Source organism: Microbacterium sp. NPDC076768 (genome assembly GCF_040687205.1).
In the GTDB taxonomy this organism is placed as follows: domain Bacteria; phylum Actinomycetota; class Actinomycetes; order Actinomycetales; family Microbacteriaceae; genus Microbacterium.
In genome coordinates this window covers 939,534-962,802 of sequence record NZ_JBFBMU010000002.1, presented here as the reverse complement: position 1 = coordinate 962,802, position 23,269 = coordinate 939,534, and the positions used below count along the sequence as shown (strand labels likewise).

Annotated in this window: 19 protein-coding genes and 1 tRNA gene; 9 read left to right on the top strand and 11 right to left on the bottom strand. The window is 61.9% G+C overall.

What is annotated here, in order from left to right; all coding sequences use genetic code 11:
* Positions 1-97 precede the first annotated feature (97 nt).
* Positions 98-808 (top strand): 3-oxoacyl-ACP reductase FabG, encoded by a 711-nt coding sequence (gene fabG, locus AB0O87_RS11020; RefSeq protein ID WP_363515471.1) that lies wholly within the window; start codon positions 98-100, stop codon positions 806-808.
* Between the two features lie 34 nt (positions 809-842).
* Here the strand turns inward: fabG and serB are convergent, their stop codons facing one another.
* Together serB and AB0O87_RS11010 are read right to left on the bottom strand one after the other, a co-directional pair.
* Positions 843-1,478 (bottom strand): phosphoserine phosphatase SerB, encoded by a 636-nt coding sequence (gene serB, locus AB0O87_RS11015; RefSeq protein ID WP_363515468.1) that lies wholly within the window; start codon positions 1,476-1,478, stop codon positions 843-845.
* 47 nt (positions 1,479-1,525) lie between these two features.
* On the bottom strand, positions 1,526-2,767 hold the full coding sequence (locus tag AB0O87_RS11010; RefSeq protein ID WP_363515465.1) for a glucose-1-phosphate adenylyltransferase: 1,242 nt from the start codon (positions 2,765-2,767) through the stop codon (positions 1,526-1,528).
* Between the two features lie 46 nt (positions 2,768-2,813).
* Between AB0O87_RS11010 and glgA the strand changes: the two genes are divergently transcribed.
* The 3 genes from glgA (at position 2,814) to AB0O87_RS10995 (ending at position 5,272) form a co-directional block, all read left to right on the top strand.
* On the top strand, positions 2,814-3,998 hold the full coding sequence (gene glgA / locus AB0O87_RS11005; RefSeq protein ID WP_363515462.1) for a glycogen synthase: 1,185 nt from the start codon (positions 2,814-2,816) through the stop codon (positions 3,996-3,998).
* A 17-nt stretch (positions 3,999-4,015) separates the two neighbouring features.
* Complete coding sequence (locus AB0O87_RS11000) at positions 4,016-4,801, top strand: ABC transporter ATP-binding protein (protein WP_363515459.1); 786 nt, start codon at positions 4,016-4,018, stop codon at positions 4,799-4,801.
* 213 nt (positions 4,802-5,014) lie between these two features.
* On the top strand, positions 5,015-5,272 hold the full coding sequence (locus tag AB0O87_RS10995) for a type B 50S ribosomal protein L31 (RefSeq protein WP_028501712.1): 258 nt from the start codon (positions 5,015-5,017) through the stop codon (positions 5,270-5,272).
* Between the two features lie 77 nt (positions 5,273-5,349).
* Here AB0O87_RS10995 and AB0O87_RS10990 read toward each other — a convergent pair whose 3' ends face one another.
* Positions 5,350-6,597 (bottom strand): alpha/beta hydrolase, encoded by a 1,248-nt coding sequence (locus AB0O87_RS10990; RefSeq protein ID WP_363515455.1) that lies wholly within the window; start codon positions 6,595-6,597, stop codon positions 5,350-5,352.
* 2 nt (positions 6,598-6,599) lie between these two features.
* Entirely contained in the window at positions 6,600-8,603 is a 2,004-nt protein-coding gene (locus tag AB0O87_RS10985; RefSeq protein WP_363515452.1) for a DUF262 domain-containing protein, read from the bottom strand.
* 176 nt (positions 8,604-8,779) lie between these two features.
* Here AB0O87_RS10985 and AB0O87_RS10980 point away from each other — a divergent pair, with 176 nt between their 5' ends.
* Together AB0O87_RS10980 and AB0O87_RS10975 are read left to right on the top strand one after the other, a co-directional pair.
* Positions 8,780-9,553, top strand: a complete 774-nt coding sequence (locus tag AB0O87_RS10980) for a hypothetical protein (RefSeq protein WP_363515449.1) — start codon at positions 8,780-8,782, stop codon at positions 9,551-9,553.
* A gap of 226 nt (positions 9,554-9,779) precedes the next feature.
* Complete coding sequence (locus tag AB0O87_RS10975) at positions 9,780-10,283, top strand: DUF3145 domain-containing protein (protein ID WP_363515446.1); 504 nt, start codon at positions 9,780-9,782, stop codon at positions 10,281-10,283.
* 143 nt (positions 10,284-10,426) lie between these two features.
* Here the strand turns inward: AB0O87_RS10975 and AB0O87_RS10970 are convergent, their stop codons facing one another.
* Positions 10,427-11,830: a PLP-dependent aminotransferase family protein gene (locus tag AB0O87_RS10970; RefSeq protein WP_363515443.1), complete on the bottom strand. Its 1,404-nt coding sequence runs from the start codon at positions 11,828-11,830 to the stop codon at positions 10,427-10,429.
* Between the two features lie 95 nt (positions 11,831-11,925).
* On the opposite strand from AB0O87_RS10970, the gene AB0O87_RS10965 reads away from it, so the two are divergent.
* Positions 11,926-12,591: a hypothetical protein gene (locus tag AB0O87_RS10965; RefSeq protein ID WP_363515440.1), complete on the top strand. Its 666-nt coding sequence runs from the start codon at positions 11,926-11,928 to the stop codon at positions 12,589-12,591.
* A 97-nt stretch (positions 12,592-12,688) separates the two neighbouring features.
* Here the strand turns inward: AB0O87_RS10965 and AB0O87_RS10960 are convergent, their stop codons facing one another.
* The 6 genes from AB0O87_RS10960 to aceE form a co-directional block, all read right to left on the bottom strand.
* Positions 12,689-13,927, bottom strand: a complete 1,239-nt coding sequence (locus AB0O87_RS10960) for a beta-ketoacyl-[acyl-carrier-protein] synthase family protein (RefSeq protein WP_363515437.1) — start codon at positions 13,925-13,927, stop codon at positions 12,689-12,691.
* A gap of 93 nt (positions 13,928-14,020) precedes the next feature.
* Complete coding sequence (locus tag AB0O87_RS10955) at positions 14,021-14,269, bottom strand: acyl carrier protein (protein ID WP_017830435.1); 249 nt, start codon at positions 14,267-14,269, stop codon at positions 14,021-14,023.
* Positions 14,270-14,337: 68 nt separating this feature from the next.
* Complete coding sequence (locus AB0O87_RS10950; protein WP_363515434.1) at positions 14,338-15,339, bottom strand: beta-ketoacyl-ACP synthase III; 1,002 nt, start codon at positions 15,337-15,339, stop codon at positions 14,338-14,340.
* Entirely contained in the window at positions 15,336-16,256 is a 921-nt protein-coding gene (locus tag AB0O87_RS10945) for an ACP S-malonyltransferase (protein ID WP_363515431.1), read from the bottom strand. The genes AB0O87_RS10950 and AB0O87_RS10945 overlap by 4 nt, the downstream gene beginning before the upstream one ends.
* 98 nt (positions 16,257-16,354) lie before the next feature.
* Entirely contained in the window at positions 16,355-17,578 is a 1,224-nt protein-coding gene (locus tag AB0O87_RS10940; protein ID WP_363515428.1) for a helix-turn-helix domain-containing protein, read from the bottom strand.
* A 7-nt stretch (positions 17,579-17,585) separates the two neighbouring features.
* On the bottom strand, positions 17,586-20,312 hold the full coding sequence (gene aceE, locus AB0O87_RS10935) for a pyruvate dehydrogenase (acetyl-transferring), homodimeric type (protein ID WP_363515425.1): 2,727 nt from the start codon (positions 20,310-20,312) through the stop codon (positions 17,586-17,588).
* A 154-nt stretch (positions 20,313-20,466) separates the two neighbouring features.
* Here aceE and AB0O87_RS10930 point away from each other — a divergent pair.
* Both AB0O87_RS10930 and AB0O87_RS10925 read left to right on the top strand, forming a co-directional pair.
* A tRNA-Val gene (locus AB0O87_RS10930) sits at positions 20,467-20,539 on the top strand.
* A gap of 422 nt (positions 20,540-20,961) precedes the next feature.
* Complete coding sequence (locus tag AB0O87_RS10925; protein ID WP_363515422.1) at positions 20,962-23,262, top strand: hypothetical protein; 2,301 nt, start codon at positions 20,962-20,964, stop codon at positions 23,260-23,262.
* Positions 23,263-23,269: the final 7 nt, after the last annotated feature.

The following is a 23,269-nucleotide window of genomic DNA, read 5'->3' as shown; positions in this document are numbered from 1 at the left end:
GCGGCGTGCCGTAGAGGTGGCTGTGTGTGACGACTTCGTCGATAGGATCGTTGACGGTTCGGCACCCGAACTACCGGCCCAGATCAGGAGAGTTCTTATGAGCGCTGAGCGCGTCGTTCTCGTCACCGGCGGCAATCGTGGCATCGGCCGCGCGATCGCAGAGCGCTTCGTGCGTGATGGCTATCGAGTCGCTGTCACTGCCAGAAGCGGAGAAGGCCCCGAGGGCACGTTGACCGTGCGCGCAGACGTGACGGATGCGGCTGCCTTGGACGCCGCTTTTACCGAGGTGGAGCAGCAGCTCGGCCCGGTGGAAATTGTGGTCGCAAACGCGGGGATCACCAAAGACACACTGCTTCTTCGTATGAGCGAGGACGACTTCGACAGCGTGGTCGCCACAAACCTCGGCGGTACTTTTCGTGTCGTCAAGCGCGCCACGAAGGGGATGCTCCGCGCCAAGTTTGGCCGCATCATTCTGATCTCCAGCGTCGTCGGCCTGTATGGTTCCGCAGGCCAGGTCAACTACTCGGCCTCAAAGAGCGCACTGGTCGGATTCGCCCGTTCGGTCACCAGAGAGCTGGGCTCTCGCGGAATTACGGCCAACGTCGTTGCGCCCGGTTTCATCGAGACAGATATGACCGCGGAACTTCCAGAAGAAACGCAGAAGCAGTACAAGGCCAACATTCCTGCGGCACGTTTTGCTACCGCAGACGAAGTCGCTGGGGTCGTCACCTGGCTCGCAGGCGACGAAGCTGGCTATATCTCCGGCGCCGTCATTCCGGTCGATGGTGGTCTCGGGATGGGACACTGACGTCGCGTCCGAGCCGAACAGCCGACTTCGGGCGCTACGGGAGTAGCGAGATGACCTCTGACAGGTCTTGCGGGCCGATCACCAGGCTTGCGGCTTGACGCACCGCAGGCTTGGCATTGAAAGCCAAACCGAGACCCGCAACGGCCATCATCTGCAGGTCATTCGCACCATCGCCGATCGCGATCGTCGCGTGAGCAGGAACACCCAACTCTGCAGCCCATTGCTGTAGCGAGGTGGCTTTGGCCGCCCCGTCAACGATCTCACCGTCAACGTGGCCCGAAAGCGCTCCGTCGGCAACTTCGAGCCGATTGGCTCGCCAGCGGTCCACACCCAGATCAGGGGCGACTGTGTCGAGAATCTCATGGAACCCTCCAGAGACAACCCCCACGACGCCACCTCTCGAGTGCACAGCTGCCGTGAGTTCCCGCACGCCTGGGGTGGGTTCGATGCGCGCGCGGACCCGTTCGAATGCGGCGACGGGCACACCCTGGAGGGCGGCAACGCGCGATCGCAGACTCGTCGCGAAATCAACCTCGCCACGCATCGCCGCTTCCGTAGCGGCTTGCACTTCATCTCGGCGACCTGCTTCGTCAGCGAGAAGCTCGATCACCTCGTTGCGGATGAGTGTGGAGTCGGCATCGAGAACGACGAGAAAGCGCGCAGAAGTCACGCTATCGAGCCTAGCGACCGCTCGGGTGCCGCGTGCCGCGCACAGCATCATCGTTCGATGAAGACACCTTTACCCACGACTGTGATCCCCGATTCCGTGACCGTAAAGCCGCGGGCGAGGTCGCGTTCGCGGTCAACGCCAACGGTCGCGCCGTCGGCGAGCACGACGTTTTTATCGAGGATGGCACGATGTACGCGGGCTCCTTGACCCATCTGCACGTGATCGAACACCACGGAATCGGTGATCGTTGACCCCCCGCCCGCGAGTGTCCACGGCCCAACGACACTGCGTTCCAGATGGGCTCCCGAGAGCACAGAACCGAGAGAAACTATCGAGTCGATCGCGTTTCCGATTCGCCCCACAGAGTCGCGCACAAACTTCGCTGGCGGAGAGTTCACCGCCTGCGAGTGGATAGGCCACTCCATGTTGTAGAGGTTGAAAATCGGGAGCGTAGAAATCAGATCACGGTGCGCGTCGTAGAACGAATCAATCGTTCCAACGTCGCGCCAGTACGACCGGTCACGCGGAGATGACCCCGGAACCTCGTTCTGCTTCATGTCGTAGTAGCCGGCTTCACCACGCTCGACGAAGTACGGCACGATGTCGCCGCCCATGTCATGTCCAGACATGGGGGATTCGCCATCAGCTTCGACGGCAGCGATGAGGGCATCCGCATCGAAAACGTAGTTACCCATCGAGGCGAGCACCTCGTGAGGCGAGTCTTCGAGACCAGCGATGTCTGTCGGCTTTTCAAGGAACTGCTTAATGCGCCCTGACTCGGCATCGGCATCGATGACACCGAACTGCGATGCGAGCGCGAGTGGCTGGCGGATACCAGCGACAGTCGCCTTCGCGCCTGATTCGATATGAGCCTCGATCATCTGCTGGAAGTCCATGCGATATACGTGGTCAGCGCCGATCACAACGACGATGTCAGGCTTCTCGTCGTTGATCAGGTTCATGCTCTGCAGAATCGCGTCGGCAGAACCGGAGAACCACCGCTTGCCGAGCCGCTGCTGCGCCGGCACCGACGTGACATAAGAGTCGAGAAGGGCCGACATGCGCCACGTCTGGGAGATGTGGCGGTCGAGGCTGTGCGACTTGTACTGAGTGAGTACGACGATCTGTCGAAGGCCGGAGTTGATCAGGTTCGAGATCGCGAAATCTATCAACCGATACTGCCCGCCGAACGGCACGGCCGGTTTCGCCCGGTCCGCCGTGAGCGGCATGAGTCGCTTGCCCTCGCCGCCGGCGAGGATGATTCCGAAAACCTTCTTTGGAGCGGACATGGATCCACCATAGATGCCATCCTCCTCGCTGTACTAGCGTTCAGACATGCGAGTTGAAATGATCACGAAAGAGTTTCCGCCTGAGGTCTACGGTGGGGCTGGGGTGCACGTCGCCGAACTCGTTACTGCGCTCCGAGAACACGTCGATGTGACCGTCCGTGCGTTCGGTGCGGCGCGCGACGAAGCGGACACCCACTCGTATCGCACTCCGGCCGGGCTGGCAGATGCGAATGCGGCGTTGCAGACGCTCGGCACTGACCTGGAGATCGTCGCCGGCATCGAAGCTGCCGATCTCGTGCACAGCCACACGTGGTACGCGAACTTTGCGGGCCACCTTGCATCGCAATTGCACGGAATTCCGCACGTGCTGACAGCGCACAGCCTCGAACCTCTGCGGCCGTGGAAGGCGGAGCAACTCGGTGGTGGCTACGCCATCTCCAGCGGGGTTGAGCGTCTCGCGTATGAGAACGCGGCCGCTGTCATCGCGGTGAGTGCGGGCATGCGCGCCGATATCTTGCGCAGCTACCCGCAGGTGGACCCTGCAAAGGTTCACGTCATTCACAACGGAATCGATGTAGAGCGCTGGCGTCCGGTGCAGGACCCGGAATTTTTGCAATCGATCGGAATGGACCCCGCGCGGCCATCCGTGGTTTTCGTCGGACGCATCACGCGTCAGAAGGGGCTGCCATATCTGCTGCAAGCCGCCCGACTTTTGCCGCCGGAGGTTCAGCTTGTGCTCTGTGCTGGGGCACCAGATACACCGGAGATCATGGCGGAGGTGCAAGAAGGAGTGCGCCTTCTGCAGCAGAGCAGAGACGGAGTGATCTGGATCGAGAAGATGCTGCCACGCGAGCAGCTGTCGGCGATTCTCACAGCGGCAACGACGTTCGTATGCCCGTCGGTATACGAACCGCTCGGAATCGTGAATCTTGAGGCAATGGCATGCGGCGCCGCGGTCGTCGGCACAGCGACCGGTGGAATCCCCGAGGTAGTAGCCGATGGGGTCACTGGACGACTGGTGCCGATCGAACAGCTTCAGGATGGAACGGGCACGCCGGTGAATCCGGAGCGCTACGTTGCTGATCTCGCCGCAGTGCTCACAGAGGTTGCAATGGACCCAGAGCAAGCGCGCGCATATGGTGAGGCCGGACGCGAGCGTGCACGCGACGACTTCAGTTGGGCAGCTATTGCCGAGACGACGCGCGCGCTTTACGCGGAGCTGACCGCCTGAGCCGTTAGGCTGGAGACATGCCGAGCGCTCTAGAATTCACCGACGTTGTCGTGCGCCGTGAAGGGCGCAACATCATCGATCACGTGACCTGGGAGGTCAACGATGATCAGCGGTGGGTGATCCTCGGACCCAACGGGGCTGGCAAGACAACCCTGCTGCAATTGGCGTACACGCTTATGCACCCGACCGGCGGCTCAGTAGCCGTGCTGGGGGAGACGCTCGGGCGCACCGACGTTTTTGAGGTGCGTCCGCGCATCGGCTTTGCGTCCTCTGCGATGGCCCGCCGTATTCCTCGGGATGAGACCGTGCTCAACACGGTGCTTACCGCGGCCTACTCCGTACTTGGGCGTTGGAACGAGAGGTACGAAGATCTCGATGAACGACGCGCTCGTCGTGTGCTGGGCGAGTGGCGCCTTGAACATCTCGCTGACCGATCTTTCGGAACTCTCAGCGATGGCGAGCAGAAGCGGGTACAGATCGCTCGCGCCGTGATGACCGATCCAGAGCTTCTGTTGTTGGACGAGCCGACAGCCTCGCTTGACCTCGGTTCGAGGGAAGAGCTGCTTGCGCTGCTGAGCGGATATGCCTCGTCGCCGACGACCCCCGCCATGGTGATGGTGACGCACCACGTGGAAGAGATTCCCGTCGGCTTCACTCACGTTTTGCTGGTCCGCGACGGAAGCGTCGTCGCAGCAGGGCCGATCGCTGAGACGCTCACCTCCGAAACTCTGACAGCGGCGTTCAACATGCCGATCAAGTTGACAAGCGAAGATGGTCGCTACGCGGCCAGGGCAACGATCTAGTCGTCGCGCGCTGAGCTTGTCTCCCTCCGGTTACTGAGCTTGTCGAAGTGCTGAGCTTGTCTCCCTCCGGTTACTGAGCTTGTCGAAGTACTGAGCTTGTCCCCTCCGGTTGCTGAGCTTGTCGAAGTACTGATAGAATTGACCCTTGGTGCTCTCTGCACCGCAGACTTCCCTCGTCCCTGGCACAATCCAGGGCAGCAACTAAGGAATCCCATGAAGACTGACATTCACCCCGAGTACAAGGCTGTCGTGTTCCGCGACCTCGGCTCGGGCGAAACGTTCCTCACTCGTTCGACCGTGACCGGCGACAAGACCATCGAGCTCGATGGTGTTGAGTACCCGGTGATCGACGTCGAGATCTCATCCGCTTCGCACCCGTTCTACACGGGCAAGCAGCGCATCATGGACTCGGCCGGCCGCGTCGAGAAGTTCAACCAGCGCTTCAAGGGCTTCGGCGGATCGTCAAAGTAACGACCGCTTACACAAGGCCTCACACTCTGCGGAGTGTGAGGCCTTGTTTGTGTATTGGCGCCTCTTTGCGCGCGGCCTCAGCGCAGGCGTCGACCGTGGGCTAGGTCGATGAGGCGGGGGAGCACAGGCCCAGAGCGGAGACCGTTGTGCTCGTGCTCACTCGTGACCCAGAGCTTCACGTCGGGGAGCAGCCGCGCGGTTTCCAGTGAGAACTCCATCGGTACATAGACGTCGTCAACGTACACGGCGGCGGCTCCTGTGGCGCCGGACGCTGCGATGGTCTTGGCATCGTAGGTGCGTGGCCACTGGAATTCCGCGAGAGTAAGCGCGACGTCGCGCCACGGGCGGAACGCGGGGACTGTCTCGGTCCACTCGCTGCGGATGTGCTCGCCGGTGAAAAGTGTCGGGTCTTCACGGAAATCAGTGGGCTCCGTGCGCTCAGCCGACCAACGAGTTGCGTAGCCGTCGGCGTAACTGGATTCGTGAAACACGAAATACAGCGGATTGCGACCGCCATAGGGCATTGCGTTCATCAGGTCGTAGCGGAAGGCGTTGGTTGCGGGGTCGCGCTCCAGAAGAGACCATACCGCCTGCCAGCCCTCGTTCGATCCGAGCGCAGAGCCCATCGAGCGCAGTCGCGAGCGGGAGACGATCTCGCCGTCTGGAAGCACAATCTCTCCCGCGTCTGCCAGATCGACGAGTCGCCGCATCGACTCACGGTGTTCCGGGAATCGTCGGTAGTAGCGCTCCGACGCGGTGCGCATCTTGTCGTAGCAAAGGGCATACACATCGTCTGGGTGGCGTCCGACGGCGCTCAGGCCACCGGTGATGAAAACGTCGGCGAGCGATGCCGCATCGGTAGAGAGGTACGCCAGTGTCGTGAAGCCGCCGAATGACTGGCCAAGCACGCTCCAGGTTGCGGCTCCGAGGTGCTCCCGCATGGCTTCGCAGTCCCGCACGATAGCATCGGCCCGGAGATGGGTGAGGTGCTCAGCCACCTCCGCAGCGCCGCGGGCGAGATCCTGATCTCCGACCGGAGTGGAACGGCCGGTCCCTCGCTGGTCAAGCAGCACCACGCGATAGTGCTTAAGCGCGTCATCGAGCCAGGCAGGGGAGGTCGACGAGTGGAACGGGCGCGGTGCCTCGTGCCCAGGGCCGCCTTGCAAGAAGACGAGGTAGGGGAGCGCCTCGCCGCCCTCTCTTGCGACAACGGAGGCGTAGATCTCGATGGTGCGGTGGTCGTTAGGGTCACCCCACACGAGGGGCACGGTGAGTGTGTGCTCTTCGATGGTGAGATCCAGCAGGCGACGGACGATGGTGCTCATGTTCACATCACATTTCCGATGTAGGAGTACTTGATGAAGACCTCTGAGGCGATGCCAGACTCCTCCAGCACACCCTGCACAGCGGTCATCATGTAGTTCGAGTCCCAGCCCATGTAGAGGTAGTGGGAGCGGTCGAGCTCGTCCCATTGCCCCTTCCAGGCCATGTCTGGGTAGATCGGCCCACCGTGCGTGGCGCAGTATGCGAGCGCCGCCGTCGTGCTGTCAGTCCACGCGCGCCGGAAGACCCGGTTGAAGAGGTACTTGACGTCGTAAACCTCCCATCGCTCCCCGCGGTACTCGACATAGTCGAACTCGCGCTCCCAACCAGTCGGCCACCCGCGGCGGCGCACGGCATCCAGAATCGGGGTGAGCCCGTCGTCGTCGATCTCCGGCAGCGCGGGGCGCGCCCAGATGTCAATCAGTTGTGACGTCAGCGCAACGGTGCGCTGGGTGATGGCGGAGGTATTCCACACCGAGACGTCGGCGATCGAGCGCGTGGCAGGCACAGCGCTACGGGCGTAGGCGTCGACGCGCTTATCGGCGAAGCTGGCACCAAAGACTCGTTCGGTGAGGGACTGCTCGAGCAGCGTCAGGTTTCCGAGTGTCGGAGCGAGCGCGCGGTGGCTGTTCTGCTCATCTTCGGAGTACTCCGCCCACGGCCGCGTGCCATCACCAGACCAGGCATCGCTGGGTACTGTCGGCACGATGTGTTCGATGTCGAAGGAATCGAGATTCTCGACGTTCTCTAGGCGCCCGAGGACGTACGCCGGGTGGGGGAGTTCGCTGTACTTCAGCACCGCGCTCACCCTCTCATCTGACGGGGTGATGCGGGCGAAAGCGCGAGCGAGCGCGTCGCCGCCTGCCGTGCGGGCGCGGCAGAGTCGTGCCACCAGCCGCTCTGTCGGAAGGTTCACCAGCGCGCGTCGGAGGTAGAGGGCTTGGATCCACTCCAGCGTCTGCACCAGCTCAGTACGGTCGATTTCTGCACGCACATAGTCGCTGTACGCACTCATCACGAGCGGATAAGGGGCCCGACCAAATGTGTTGACGTGGCGGAGCTGCATCGCGATCTCGGGATCGCTTTCTTGCGACGGGTCCAGAAGGACTCCGTAAATCTCTGCGTAGTGTCGCCACTGGGCTGCATCGGCCTGCAGATGTGCGGCGTCGACGCGCGGGAACGACTGTCGAAAAGCGCTGTACACGCCATGCTCACCGTTCGCTGCGACTTCGCGCCCGGTCACCAACACCAAATAGTGCCGCCAGAACGCGCCAATCGCCTCGCCGGTGTGCTGCTCGATGGGAACCCAAAAGCGCGACTCGACGTCAACCTGCTCTGCGTGACTGAGGCCCATCAGGATGTAGTTGTGGATGAGTTCGTGATCCCGCAGCGGCTCACCGGTGGAATTCAGGCTCTCGAAAATCTGTTGCGCATTCGCCTCGGATCCGAGAGTGATCGAGACGTGCTCCAGCTTCTGCAGGCCGCGCCAGATGAGGGGAACCTCGTCGATATGGATCTGGCTGCGGAAGAACGCGTAGTTATCGTCAAAGCGTGATTCGCGGTCGGTGTCGTCGCGTCGATCCAGCACGACAGACTCGTAAAGCTCAGCCCAGGCGGCGTGGGGGCGTAGTTTCGTTCGCTCTGGTGAGTCTGTCTGCACCAAAACGCGCTCGAGTTCGGCAGCCAGGTGGGGATTTGTATCTCGCACCGCGTGATGTAGGGCGGCGACGAGCAACATCAGTGTCGTGATGCGCTGTTGTCCGTCGATGAGGATCAGATGAGCGCTGGTCGTTGCTCCGTCTTCTGCCGACAGAATCGAGCCGATGAAGTGCCGGTGCTTATCGTCTTCACCGGCGACTGTGCGAATGTCGGACAAGAGCCGTTCGCATCCGCCGATATCCCAGCGGTACTGGCGCTGATACACGGGTACAACGATGCTGGTCGCCCCCGCCGCGAGCCACTCGATCGTATTGACTGCCGTCGCCTCGACGTTGGTCGCGGTGCTCATGCTGGTGTCTATTCCTCCCGTAGCCGCGGGTGCCGAGGACTCGCCAGGCGCCCCGATCAGTCTATTCGGTTATGCACGGCCGACCTCTGATGGCCTCGCGGGCTTCGCTGTTAGGCTTGCCTTATCAGGGCCTGTTAAAACGTGCTGGCCCCCGATGAAAGGAACATGACTCGATCATGGGTTACATCAAGTCTGCTGCACTCGAGGAAAAAGGATTCGTCGTCCTCGATAGCTACAACCAGGAACTCGATCCGAAGGAATGGCTCGACATCGAGTACAACGACTGGAAGTCCTCGGGTGACACCCGGTTCGCTCCGCTCGCCAGTGCTTTCGGTGACATCGAGTGCAACGGGTTCTGGAACCACAAGCCACCGCGCACCGACAAAGACGGCGTTTGGATCGACTCTCAGACTGCCAAGGCACCAAACCTCACGCGCCGTGCGCAGGAGCCAGGCGCCAACGTGGGGCGTTGCCGCGTCATCGAACTGCAGCCGACGCCATACGGCGAGTGCCTCTATAACCTTCACCAGGACGACAACAACCGGTTGAACCCTGATGGCACTGGCTGGGTCGTCCGCGGATTCTTCAACCTGACCGACGACAAAGACAGCTACTTCGTCCTGCGCGAGAACCGCACAGACCCGAGCATCGAGTACCGCATTGCCCTTCCGGCTGGCGCGCAGCTCATTGTCGACACGCAGCGTCTATGGCACGCGGCTACTCACAACGGTTCAGAGCCGCGGTACTGCCTCATCACTTCGTGGACGTCAGGGCCAGAACTCGACGCGTACATCGAGAAGTACAACGGCACCGATGATGTAGCCAACTACGAGGTTGACCAGGAAACGCTCGAGCTCGGTTACGCGGAGCAGGCGCGCAAGGACGCAGCGCGCGCCGCGTACTACGCCGCTAAGGGCCAGCAGGTCAAGCAGGCCATGAGTGAGGCCTAACCCACCAGGTCGCTGAGCTCCACCAGGTCGCTGAGCTCCACCCACGCGGTCGCTGAGCTTGTCGAAGCGTCCGAAGGCCCCGGTCAATCCGACCGGGGCCTTCGTCGTGGAATCACATGCTTGTTATTCCCAGGTAACTCGGCAATAATGGCCCCATAACCGCATATTCTCGCCACTTCGTGGTTTAGGTCGTTGGGGAAGACGCACCTGATGAAACGGAGAGATCATGGCGACGGCTTACGCACGCGGAGTGGTGTTTATCCACTCTGCGCCTCGCGCGCTCTGCCCGCACCTTGAATGGGCGGTGGGTCGCGCTATCGGGCGTGCGGTGAACTTCGACTGGGCCGAGCAGCCCGTGTTGGATGGTGCACGACGCGCAGAGTTTCATTGGGACGGCCCTGTGGGCACAGGCGCAGCTCTGGCGACGTCGATTCGCGGATGGGAACATCTCCGTTTCGAAGTCACCGAAGACCCTACGCCTGGTAACGACGGCGGACGCTGGTTGCATACCCCTGACCTCGGCATTCACTTTGCCCAAACCGATGCCGCTGGCAACATCGTCATTGGTGAGGATCGCATTCGGTACGCCATGGAGATCGCGGCGGGAAGTGCAGAGGAGTTGCAGCGCGAGCTCGATGTTGCCCTCGGCGCGGCATGGGACGAAGAGCTGGAGCCCTTCCGACACGCAGGTGACGATGCAAGGGTTGTCTGGCTGCACAAGGTCGGGTGAACCCGATTTTCCACTGACTGGGAGCGGGAGAGGCGTGAGTATCGGATGTCGGTGAATTTCCCCGGACGCTGAGAAAACGTATCCCCGCTTCGCACGACGAGAACCCCGCCCCGAATATGGTGGCGGGGTTCTCGTCGTTTTGCTCAGATCACGGCGGCGTGTTGCAGGTGCATGGTGTGAGATGGAGCACCCTCACGAACGTCGTCCCATGCAAGCGAGAGCCGTTGCATTGCCTCAGCTGTACGTTCTGGCGGCAGCGTGATCGGAATGCGTAGCCGACGCTCGAGCACGCCTCCCGTGGTGAACCTCGGGCCTGGCGGCAGAATCAGCTGTCGCTTTCGTGCGGCGAGCGAAAGGCGGGTAGAAAGCGCTGCTCCGATGTCTACCCACGCAGAGAGTCCTCCTGGCGTCAGAGGCATCTGAAACCCTGGCATCGTCGCAACACCACTCGAAACGGCGGCACGACCTGCTTGCAGCCGCCTGCTGACATGAGAGGTGAGCGCCGGAATGTCAGCGAGCAACTCGACGGCGATGCACTGTTCAAGCAGCGCTGTGCCGAGTTCGAAAGAAGGTCGAACCGCCAGGAGACGCGCGATGAGGGCTCGCTCCGCCCGAATCCATCCGATGCGCATGCCACCCCACGCAATCTTCGACATGGAACCGATGGTGATGACGTTCGGACCACTGGCTGCCATTGGTGCGGGGGCCCAGCCTCTGTCGATATCGAGCTCTGTTGTCGTCTCATCGACGATGAGGTGCGTGCCAACGTTGCGCGCGGTGGTCACGATCCGTGAGCGTACGTCGTCGGGAAGTGTGGCACCGGTCGGGTTATGAAAGTCGGGGATGAGGTAGGCAATGTGCGGGCGGGCTCCGAGCAGCGTTTCGCTGAGATGCCGCGTGTCCCACCCTTCAACATCCACCGGAGTCGGAATCATCCGGTAGCCATGGCGGTGGATCGCTTCGATCGCGTGGGGGAACGTGGGCTGTTCGACGAGGGCGCGCTCGCCTCGTCGTCCGATTGTCGCGAGGATCAGATTCAGCGCGCTCAGCGCGCCGGAAGTGATGATGATCTCATCCGCTGATGTCACTGCGCCGCGTTCCGTGAAGCGCTGCGCTACGGCTTCTCTGAGCTCCGGGAGCCCGCGCAGTGAGTAGCCGCTGGTTCCTCGCAGCGCTGCGAGGCGAGGGAGTGACCGCACGGTGGCATCGTAGAGACCTGGCGTCGAATCCATCGAGGCGATAGAGAGATCGATGGCGCTGTCATTCTGCTCGCTGGCGGGGGAGGCGTTTTCGTAGGGGAGCGCGACGCGTGTGCTCCCGCCGTGGAGCCGCGAGACGTATCCGTCCTGTTCGAGGAGGCTGTAGGTGCGTGTAATCGTGGAGCGAGAACGTCGCAGCTCCAGGGCGAGTGCTCTCTCGCTCGGCAGCCGTTCTCCGACAGTGAGGCGGCCATCAAGGATGAGTGCTTTGATGTGATCGGCCAACGTCGTAGACGCGACGCCGGCGGCGTTATGCGCTCCGAGCTGTTCCACTAAACGTGATCCCATACTTCTAGCATGGGGCAAAGTGGACTGCTTTAGTCAGACCACTTTGCGTGCAGTGGTATCGCGAAATGTCGCCACGCGGCGGGCAGAGTAGCACTATGCACGTGCGTTCGGTCCTCATTCCCATCACCGCCACGAGCCGGCGTGACCTCATCGAGCGATTCGCGCAGCTGCTCGTGGGGCTATTTCTCTATGGAGTCGCGCTCGGTTTCATGGTGCGCGGGGGTATTGGTGTCGCGCCATGGGATGTGCTGGCGCTCGGCCTCGTGGAGCAGTCAGGGGTGGGCTACGGAGCGATGACCGTCATCGTCTCGCTTCTGGTGTTGCTGTTATGGATTCCCCTGCGCCAGCGAATGGGCTTGGGGACGGTTTTGAACGCCCTACTGGTCGGGCCGAGCGCGGCGCTTGCGCTGGCGATACTGCCAGAGCCCTCCTCGGTATGGGTCGGTGGTGCGATGTTCATCTTTGGGCTCGTGTTGCTTGCCTTCGCCACCGGCCTCTACATTGCGGCGGACTTTGGACCTGGTCCTCGAGACGGCTTGATGACGGGGCTCATGCGACTCACCGGCTGGGCAGTCTGGCTGGTACGCACGCTGATCGAGGGCAGCGTCCTGCTTCTTGGTTTCTTGCTCGGCGGACCCGTCGGCATCGGCACGGTGCTGTTTGCCTTCGGCATCGGACCGCTGATCGGACTGTTCCTGCCGCGAATCACCCGCAGGCGTCAGGCACGCTCGCAACAGCTCGGAGAATTGCGCCCCGCCTAATACCCCTCACATGCATGAATCCCGCACACCCGCATGATGAAATGCCGGTGACGGCTCATGCAGGTGTGCGGGATTCATGCACGTGCGAGAAGGAAAGTTACTCCGCGCTGGCGACGACGAGCACGGCGTTGTGTCCGCCGAACCCGAAGGAGTTGCTGATGGCGAACTGCTGACCGTCGCCCAGCGGCTCTGCTGCGCCGGAAAGGCGGAAGGGCACAGCCGGGTCCGGCTCGGTCATGTTGATCGTCGGTGGTGCCACACGGTCGCGAATGGCGAGGAGTGCGAAAATCGCCTCCAGCGCTCCGGTGCCGCCCAGCAGGTGACCGGTAGAGGCCTTTGTGGCCGAGACAGGAATCTCATCGATCCGGTCGCCGAAGACCTTCTTGAGGGCAACGTACTCGTTCGGGTCACCGACCGGGGTAGAGGTGGCGTGTGCGTTGATGTGGGTGACCTGATCGGCCGTGATTCCTGCCTCATCGAGCGCCTGGGTGACTGCGCGCGCTGCGCCGTTGCCCTCGGGGTCATTCCCGGTGATGTGGTAGGCATCGGCGGTCACGCCACCGCCAAGCACATAGCCGTAGATCTTTGCACCGCGGGCCTTGGCGTGCTCCTCAGTCTCGAGGATGAGTGCAGCAGCGCCCTCGCCCATCACAAATCCGTCGCGGTCGATCGCGCCGGGACGGGAAGCGTGGGCTGGATCGTCGTTGCGTCGCGAAAGCGCCTGAGCCGAAGCAAAAGAGGCCATCGTGATCGGGTGGATAGCGGATTCCGTTCCACCGGCGATGACGACGTCAGCGAGGCCATCCTGCAGGTGGTGGAAAGCGTGGATAATCGACTCGGTACTGGAGGCGCATGCACTTACGACGGTTTGTGCGTAGGCCCGTGCCTGGAACTGAAGCGACAGGTTTCCTGCGGCGGCGTTCGGCATCAGCATCGGTACGGTGAGTGGCATAACGCGACGGGGGCCCTTTTCGCGGAGCGTGTCCCATGCATCGAGAAGTGTCCAGAGCCCACCGATACCGGTCGCAAAGTCGACGCCGAGGCGTTCGGGGGCGACTTCGGGTGAACCGGCATCTGCCCATGCTTCGCGTGCTGCGATCAACGCAAACTGCGACGATGGGTCGAGACGCTTCGCCTCGTGGCGTGGCAGCACCTCTTCGGGGCGGACGATAGCCTCCGCGGCGAAAGTGACCGGCAGCTCGTACTGCTGGACCCAGTCGTGTTCGAGCGGGCGGGTACCAGACATCCCTGCGAGCAGGTTTGTCCAGTTCTCCGGGGCCGTGCCGCCGATAGCGGAGGTGGCGCCGATGCCGGTGACGACGATGCGCTTGGTCATGTGGTGTGGTTCCTTGTCGAACGAAGTCGAGCGGGTGAAGGCAGAGCGGAGGATGCCACTCCCCGCCGAGGCGGGGGTGGCATCCTGCCGGAGTTACTCCTGGCCCGCGACGATGAAGCTGACGGCGTCGCCGACAGTCTTGAGGTTCTTGACCTCGTCGTCGGGGATGGTGACGCCGAACTTCTCTTCAGCGTTGACGACGATCGTCATCATCGAGATCGAGTCGATGTCGAGGTCGTCGGTGAACGACTTCTCGAGTGCGACCTCAGACGCGTTGATGCCGGTCTCGTCGGTGATCAGTTCTGCGAGGCCAGCGAGGACCTCATCGTTGGTGAAAGCCATGTGGTCTTCCTCTTTCTTGCGGGTTGATTTCGGAACCGTTGAACAGTCTAGAGAAGTTCAGCGCATTCTCAGGGAAGGACGACGACCTGGGCGGCAAAAACGAGTCCTGCGCCGAAGCCGATTTGCAAAGCAAGACCGCCGGAAAGCTCGGGGTGCTCCGCCATCAGGCGATGGCTTGCCAGCGGAATCGAGGCGGCAGACGTGTTGCCAGTGGTCTCGATGTCGCGGGCAATTACTGTGGTTTCCGGGAGCTTTAGCTGCTTAGCGAACTCGTCGATGATGCGCATGTTCGCCTGGTGCGGGATGAAAGCCGCGATGTCGTTCGGCTCGACGCCTGCCTTATCGAGCGCTTCGCGCGCGACCTTTGCCATCTCCCAGACGGCCCAGCGGAACACAGTCTGACCTTCCTGGCGGAGCGTGGGCCATGCTGCTTCACCGTCGCGGAACTCGGTGAGGGTCGCGTTCATACCGATCGTGCTCGCTTTGGACCCGTCGGAACCCCAGACTGCCGGGGCGATGCCCGGAGTGTCGCTGGGGCCGATGAGGGCAGCGCCTGCTCCATCTCCGAGAAGGAACGAGATGCTGCGGTCGGTGGGGTCTACGACGTCTGAGAGCTTTTCTGTGCCGATCACGAGGGCGTAGCGCGCGGCGCCGGCCTTGATCAGCGCGTCTGCCTGTGTGATTGCGTAGGAGTATCCAGCGCAGGCCGCATTGACGTCGTATGCCGCCGCAGGATTCGCGCCTACACGATCAGCGACGATTGCGGAGACCGACGGTGTCTGCTTGGGGTTACTGATTGTCGCCACAATGACCAGATCAACCTGATCGGCCGCTACGCCCGATTTCTCGATAGCTTCGGCGGCCGCGATGGTGGCGAGGTCGATCGCGTCGGTGTCTTTATTCGCCCGCACACGTGTAATGATTCCGGTGCGCTGGCGAATCCACTCATCGCTCGAGTCGATCGGCCCGACCAGATCATCGTTCGGTACGGCGTTCTCACCGCGCGCGGCACCGTACGAGTAGATACGCGTGTAAGCCGGGCCAGCGAGCTGGGCAAGGGTGACACTCATGCGGCTTCTCCGTTCAGCAGCGCGACGGCTGCGTTGAGGTCTTCGGGGGTTTTCACGGCAACGGTCGGCACACCGCGTAGTCCGCGCTTGGCGAGCCCGACCAGGGCGCCGGCAGGGGCCAGCTCGATGACGCCAGTCACGCCGGAATCAGCGAACGACTGCATGCAGAGATCCCACCGCACTGGCGATGAGACTTGGTCGACCAGGTAGCTAAGTGCCTGTGAACCGTCGGCAACCGCCGAGCCGTCGCGGTTGGTCCAGAGGGTGATATCGGGGTCGGCCGGTGCGACATCAGCCACAGCGTCGCGGAGAGCGGCGACCGCCGTTGACATGTACCGAGTGTGGAATGCGCCGGCGACCTGCAGCGGGATCACGCGAGTACCCTTCAGCGGATCCTCTGCGAGGGTCGCGAGAGCAGGCAACGCGCCGGCCACGACAATTTGGCCTCCACCGTTGTAGTTCGCGGGGGAGAGGTCGAGCTCAGCGAGCCGGGCGAGCAACGCTTCCTCGTCGCCACCGAGCACGGCGCTCATGCCAGACGGGGCCAGCGCGGCTGCGTCAGCCATTGCTCGTCCACGGATACCGACCAAGCGCATGCCAGTGGCGGCGTCGATCACGCCGCTGCCGACGAGTGCTGCGATTTCTCCTACGGAGTGCCCGGCCATGCCATCAGGTCGCCTTCTGGCCTCGGCTATCAGCGCCTCGTTCGCAATCAGCGATGCGGCGACGATAAGCGGCTGAGCGATACGCGTGTCACGGATCGTGTCGGCATCTGACACCGTGCCGTGCGCGCGAAGATCGACTTCGGCGGCGTCGGAGTACGCGGCGAGGCGCTCGGCCACTCCATCGAGCTCGAGCCAAGGGGCGAGGAAACCGGGGGTCTGCGAGCCCTGACCTGGGCATACGACGACAATCACATCCCTAGTCTGCCAACGTTTGGGCGCGAAGGGTGGATGATTCATCACAAGATTGCGCGAAACCCTTGTGTGTGGCGCACAGTTCAGGTGTTAGCGGTCTATCGCTGGGGGCGTCGCAGAGGTGTACGCCGGCGCGCTTGCTCACCCGCGCCGATAGAACCGAGGATCAGCGCCGTCTGCAAAATGAGTGCTTCTCGGGGGCCGGTGGCATCCCATCCGATGACTTCGCTTACGCGCTTCAAGCGATAGCGCACGGTGTTTGGGTGCACGAAGAGCTCCCGGGCAGTGGCCTCTAGAGAGCGCCCGTTGTCGAGGTAGCTCCACAACGTGGTGACGAGATCGGTCGAGTGGGCTTGCAATGGGCGAAAGATGCGCTCGATCAGGGTTTGCTTGGCAAGTGGGTCACCAGCGAGTGCCCGCTCTGGCAAGAGATCGTCGGCTTCGACTGGGCGAGGAGCGCCACGCCATGCACGTGCCACCGCAAACCCGGCAAGGGCGGCTCGTGCGCTCTGGCTTGCGTCTACGAGTGCGGCGACGGCGGGTCCGAGCACCACATACCCCGGGCCAAACGAGGGCTCAAGGCGAGAAGCGATTTCTTGAAAACCGAGCTCCTCTTCTTCTTCGCTGTCTTGACCATCGATACGTGCTCGGCCCAGCACGAGCACCAGCCGAGAACCCTGCACTCCGATGAGCACATCTACGGCGAGCTTTCGGGCCGTTCTCCGAACGAGATCGACGTCGAACTGTGGAGGCGTCGTACCGACCAGTACGGCGACCTCTCCGTGGCCGTGCCAGCCGAGAGCGGCAATTCGGCTCGGAAGCTCCTCGTCGGCTTCGCCTGTAAGAATCGAGTCAACGACGAGTGCTTCCAGTCGTGCGTCCCAGAGGCCCCTGGCCTCGGCAGCTCTGGCGTACACATCGGCAGCAGCGAAGGCGACGTCGCGGGAATAGAGCAGAATCGCCTCGCGCAGATCATCATCACGACCGGCAACGCGCTCTTCCGTGACCTCCACCGTCACGCGGATGAGTTGAAGTGTCTGTTGCAAACTGACGCTGCGGAGCAATTCGCGCGGAGCGGCGGCGAAGATATCTGCCGCGATCCACGGGGTCGATGTGGGGTCGTCGTACCACTGGATGAACGAAGTGATACCGGCCTGCGCCACCAGCCCGACCGCAGAGCGGCGGGCTGGTGGCATGTCGGCGTACCACGGGAGGGTGTCCTCCAGGCGCTTAATCGTCACCGAAGCAATATCACCGGAGATCCGGCGAAGCCAGGTGAGCGTCGCGGCCTTGGCCGCGGCGGAGGGAGGAGAACCTGTCACCGAGAGCTCAGCTTTCGCCGCCTGCGTTGCCGCTGGTGCCTGCGTTCACGTCATGAAGGCGGTACTTCTCGATCGCCTGCGCAGCGAGGGAGCGGTCGACGACGCCTTCTTCTGCGAGTGACTGCAACGTGCGAACGACGATTGACGGTCCATCGATCTTGAAGAAGCGACGTGCCGCAGCTCGTGTGTCCGAGAAGCCGAAGCCATCGGCGCCCAGCGTGGCGAAACGGTTCGGCACCCACGGGCGGATCTGGTCCTGAACGGCGTGCATGAAGTCGCTGACGGCGACGACCGGACCCTCAGCGCCCTGAAGCTTCTGGGTGAGGTACGCGGTGCGCGGCTCGGCCTCAGGGTGCAGGAAGTTGTGCTCGTCGGCGGCGAGTCCATCGCGGCGCAACTCGGTCCACGAAGTGACCGACCAGACATCAGCGATTACGCCCCAGTCGTTCTTCAGCAGCTCCTGTGCTTCGAGCACCCAGAGGAGACCCACACCTGAGGCGAACAGCTGGGCGCGGTGGCCTTCGCCTTCGCCGCGCGATACGCGGTGGATACCACGGATGATGCCGTCAACGTCTACATTCTCTGGCTCGGCTGGCTGCACGAGCGGCTCGTTGTAGAGGGTGATGTAGTATATCACGTTCGGGTCTTCGTGCTCGCCGCCGTACATCCGCTCCAGGCCGGAACGCACGATGTGCGCAATCTCGTAGCCGTAAGCAGGGTCGTACGAAAGCGTTGCCGGGTTAGTCGACGCAAGCAAGTGCGAGTGACCATCAGCGTGCTGCAGTCCCTCGCCGGTGAGCGTCGTGCGACCAGCGGTGGCACCCATGATGAACCCGCGGGCCATCTGGTCTCCGGCTGCCCACTGGGCGTCGCCGGTGCGCTGGAACCCGAACATCGAATAGAAGATGTAGATCGGAATCAACGGTTCGCCATGGGTGGCGTACGACGTGCCAGTAGCGGTGAACGCTGCGAGAGCACCCGCTTCGTTGATGCCAACGTGCATGATCTGACCCTGCGGGCTCTCCTTGTATGCCAGGAGCAGCTCACGGTCGACCGAGGTGTAGTGCTGGCCGTTCGGGTTGTAGATCTTTGCTGTGGGGAAGTACGCATCCATACCGAAGGTGCGAGCCTCGTCGGGGATGATCGGCACGATGCGGTGTCCGAAGTCCTTGGTGCGAAGCAGGTCTTTCAGCAACCGCACGAACGCCATGGTGGTGGCGATTTCTTGGGTGCCAGAGCCCTTCTTGGGGAGCGCGTATGCGGCGTCCTCAGGGAGGGAGAGCCCGACGTGGGTGGAGCGACGCTCAGGCAGGAATCCGCCGAGTGCCTGACGGCGCTCGAGCATGTACTGGATCGTCTCGTCCTGAGGGCCGGGGTTGTAGTACGGAGGAAGGTACGGGTTCTCTTCCAACTGCGCATCCGTAATCGGAATGTGCATCGCGTCGCGGAACGTCTTGAGGTTGTCCAGCGTCATCTTCTTCATCTGGTGGGTCGCGTTGCGCCCCTCAAACTGCGGACCCAGGCCATAGCCCTTGACGGTCTTCGCGAGGATGACAGTGGGCTTGCCCTTGTGCTCCGTCGCGGCCTTGAACGCGGCGTACACCTTGCGGTAGTCGTGGCCACCGCGCTTCAAGTTCCAGATGTCGTCGTCGGAGTAGTCCGACACGAGAGCGGCCGAGCGCTCATCGCGCCCAAAGAAGTGCTCACGGATGTAGGCGCCGGACTCGGCCTTGTACGTCTGGTAGTCACCGTCGGGGGTGACGTTCATGAGGTTGAGCAACGCACCCTCGGTGTCACGGGCGAGGAGGTCGTCCCACTCGCGGCCCCAGACGACCTTGATGACGTTCCAGCCAGCGCCGCGGAAGAACGACTCCAGCTCCTGCACAATCTTGCCGTTTCCACGGACGGGACCATCGAGGCGCTGCAAGTTGCAGTTGACGATGAACGTGAGGTTGTCGAGGCCCTCGTTCGCCGCAACCTGAAGCTGACCGCGGCTCTCTACCTCGTCCATCTCGCCGTCGCCGAGGAAAGCCCAGACGTGCGATTGCGAAGTGTCTTTGATGCCTCGGTTCTCGAGGTACTTGTTCGACATCGCCTGATAGATCGCATTGATCGGGCCGAGACCCATCGACACGGTCGGGAACTGCCAGTACTCCGGCATCAGACGCGGGTGCGGGTACGACGGGATGCCGTGTGGTGCGTGCGACTTTTCTTGACGGAATCCGTCGAGCTGGTCCTCGCTCAGACGACCTTCGAGGTACGAGCGCGCGTAGGTACCGGGGGAGGCGTGCCCCTGGATGAAGATCTGGTCGGCACCGCCGGGGCTGTCAGCACCCTTGAAGAAGTGGTTGAAGCCCACTTCGTAGAGTGCGGCAGACGAAGCATAGGTCGAGATGTGCCCGCCGACTCCGATGCCTGGACGCTGTGCGCGGTGCACCGTGATCGCGGCGTTCCACCGAATCCAGGCGCGATACCGACGCTCTACCTCTTCGTCGCCGGGGAACTCCGGCTCGTTCTCGGGAGCGATGGTGTTGATGTAGTCCGTGGTCGGGACCATCGGCACGCCCAAGTGCAACTCTTTCGAGCGCTTGAGCAGGCTGAGCATAATCTCTCGGCCTCGGCCATGCCCCTTGGCATCAACCAGCTCATCGAGAGACTGCTGCCACTCGCCGGTTTCCTCCGGATCGCTGTCGAGGGGGCCCTGGGAATACGGATCCTGGTCGTGCACAGTCACGGGGGGAACCTTTCGTCAAGCTGGCAGGTCATGCCAAGGAAACGGGAAGCAACGCGGGCAGCCTTGTCAGCTGTACACAACGCGCGCCAGATTCACCCTATCCCTCTTCGTGGACATTGAAGCGCATCTGAATGACGTTAGACTGGACACACCAGGGCCTTTAGCTCAGCTGGTAGAGCGCCACGTTTACACCGTGGATGTCGTCGGTTCGATCCCGGCAGGGCCCACAGTAAGAACGTCAACGAAAGACCCTTCCTAGGGGATCCCAGTGACTGGTGTGCATCGCCGCAGTCGCAAGTCCTCGTCTTTCGCGAAACTTCCCCACGCCGTAGCTTCCCCACCCCTATGCCTCGGGTGCTGCCGCCTGCCGGCGTGTTCAGGCTCGTTCTGCGGGGTTCACGCATCACACTGCCACCGAATGCGCGTACAGCACCCTTTCTCTCACCCCTTCTTTCACCCTTTCGCTCATCCTTTGCGACACCCCTAATTCACCCATTTCTTCCTGATTTGACAGCGTCAATATAACGCGGCTTAGGGTTGATGCCGGGGTCGCGCACTTCGAAGATACGAGTGCGCGCCGAATTATCTGGGGTAAGTGATGACGGGTGTTCGAATGTTGATTTCCGAGATAAAATCTCGCGTTGCCGCAATGGCTATTGTTCTCAGTCTTGTGTTGATAGCGCTGGTGGCTGGGGTGGGGGTTGCCGCTCCTGCGTCTGCGACTACCGCCCCGGATAATGGGTCTACGACCATCCGCAGTGGCCAGACCTTCTATGCCTACGTGGAGAGTGGCGAAACAATCGATGTGCGCTTCGCGCAGCGTTACACCGCTACCCAGGAAGCAACGACGATTACGGTCGCTGGTCCAGGCGGCATCAACGAAAGTTGTGTCATCGATGCCAACGCAACTTCGGGCACCGCATGCGAGTTCACTGATTTGACTTCCGCAGAGACTGGTATATGGCGCATTGAATTCGCGCCACCCGTTGAATACGGCACTCAGTTCTTTTGGCAAATTGACGTGCAGGCTGAAGGGGCAGATGTTCCTGGTCGCGTCTGGAGTGACCGCTATCGGATGTATAACACAGACGTTGCATCATTCCCGCTCTGGTACGTCGCCAATAACGGGTACGTTTACGAGGCCACGTTCAATGGATACATGGGAATTGACAGTATTTTCGAGTCGGACCAGTTTGGTGCTGTCGAAGTCGGGACATGTATATCTGCGTACGAGAGCTATGACGCGATTGGCCCCGAAGCAGATCCGCAGTTCGAAGTCTCTGGAGGTCGCTGCGGCGTCCGGTACCACATCTTCTTCGAAGCGCCCTCCTCGGACTTACCAGCGGAAGCGTTGCTTCCCAACGGCACCGACACGATGTTCGTTTCACCAGAATGGATCGAACCAACTCTGAGTAGCGTGTCTTTTGTTTCCAGTGGCGAAGCCAATCACGCAGGGGAACTCAGCTTCGTCGCAGCCAACCATGTCGGTTCGGTCACCATTGAGGTCTACGCAGACGGAGCAGACACACCTGTGCGAACAATGCCTGGTGCGGTTACCCAATCCGGGACCGGTTCGGTTGCTTTCAATGGCCTCGATGATGACGGGGAGGAAATCCCGCTCGGCGATGAGCTGACGTTTAAAGTGAGCATCTTGCAGGCTGGTGAGATTCACTTCACCAGCACGGACGTTGAGCGCCGCGACTCAATCTCCGTCGTTGCGCTTGCTGGGCCCGCAGCAGGCGACAGTGTGCTCTATTGGAACGACACCGCCTTGGAAACCGATGAACGCTCGTGTGTTACTGCCGAGGTCGATGGAACCAGCGGCGTAGATAGCAGTGCAGGTGTGCACGGCTGGTCCTGCTCGCAGAACGCGAACAATGGCGAGGGCGGGTCCTGGGGGGATGTGCGCGTCATCGATGACTGGATGTACACGCAGGTCAACGTCAGCGACAGCATCACGGTGACCCCGAACCTCAGCGTTACCAAGTCGAGCAACCCTGTCTCCACATCGGAGGTAGCGACGGGCGACGTCATCGATTACTCGCTCACCTTCACGAACACCGGCACAGCGCCAGTGGCCGTGGACTACGTGGACTTCTTGAGCGACGTCATCGACGACGCAGAGATTTCTACGATGCCCACGAGCGACAGTCCGCTGTTGTCTGCAAGTGAAGTCGTTGACGGACAGTTCACCATCGCAGGCGCGGTGGCTGCCGGCGCTACGGCAACAGTTCAGTACAGCGTGACCGTAAATGCTGTCGACGAGCGCCACAACGATGCGCTAAATAACTATCTGGTCGCCGTTATGGATGGCGAGGACCCGACCCCGCCGGCTGAGTGCCTGCCCGCAGACGCGCTCTGCACTTTTCACCCTGTGGTGGAGCCCAACCTCAGCGTCTCTAAGGGGAGCGACCCGGCCTCAACGACCGAAGTGAAAGCCGGCGAACAGATTGACTACACCCTCACCTTCGCTAACAGCGGGAACGGGGTGGCAGAGGTGAACTACGTTGACTTCATCTCCGATGTGCTGGACGACGCAACGGTGACAGCCGCGCCGGTGAGTAGTGATGCATCTCTCACCGCGACCGCCGTCACGGATGGGCAGTTCACGGTGAGCGGCAGTCTCGAACCTGGGGCTACGGTCGTTGTCAGCTACTCCGTGACCGTGAACGATGAAGGCGAACGTGGCAACGACCGCCTCGACAACTACCTCGTTCCGATTGTCGAGGGTGAAGACCCCATCGCTCCGGAAGAATGTGTCGAAGACAGTGTGCTGTGCACCACACACCCCATCGTTCCTGAAGTACCAGGCGCCCCTGCGGGACCGACAAACCCGCTCGCAACGACGGGAGGCCAGCTCCCGATCGTTCTTTCGGCTGCAGCTGGTGCGATGGTAGTGCTCGGGATCACGCTGATGGTTCTACGCCGCCGCCGCGCGCAGCAAAACTAAGTAAGTT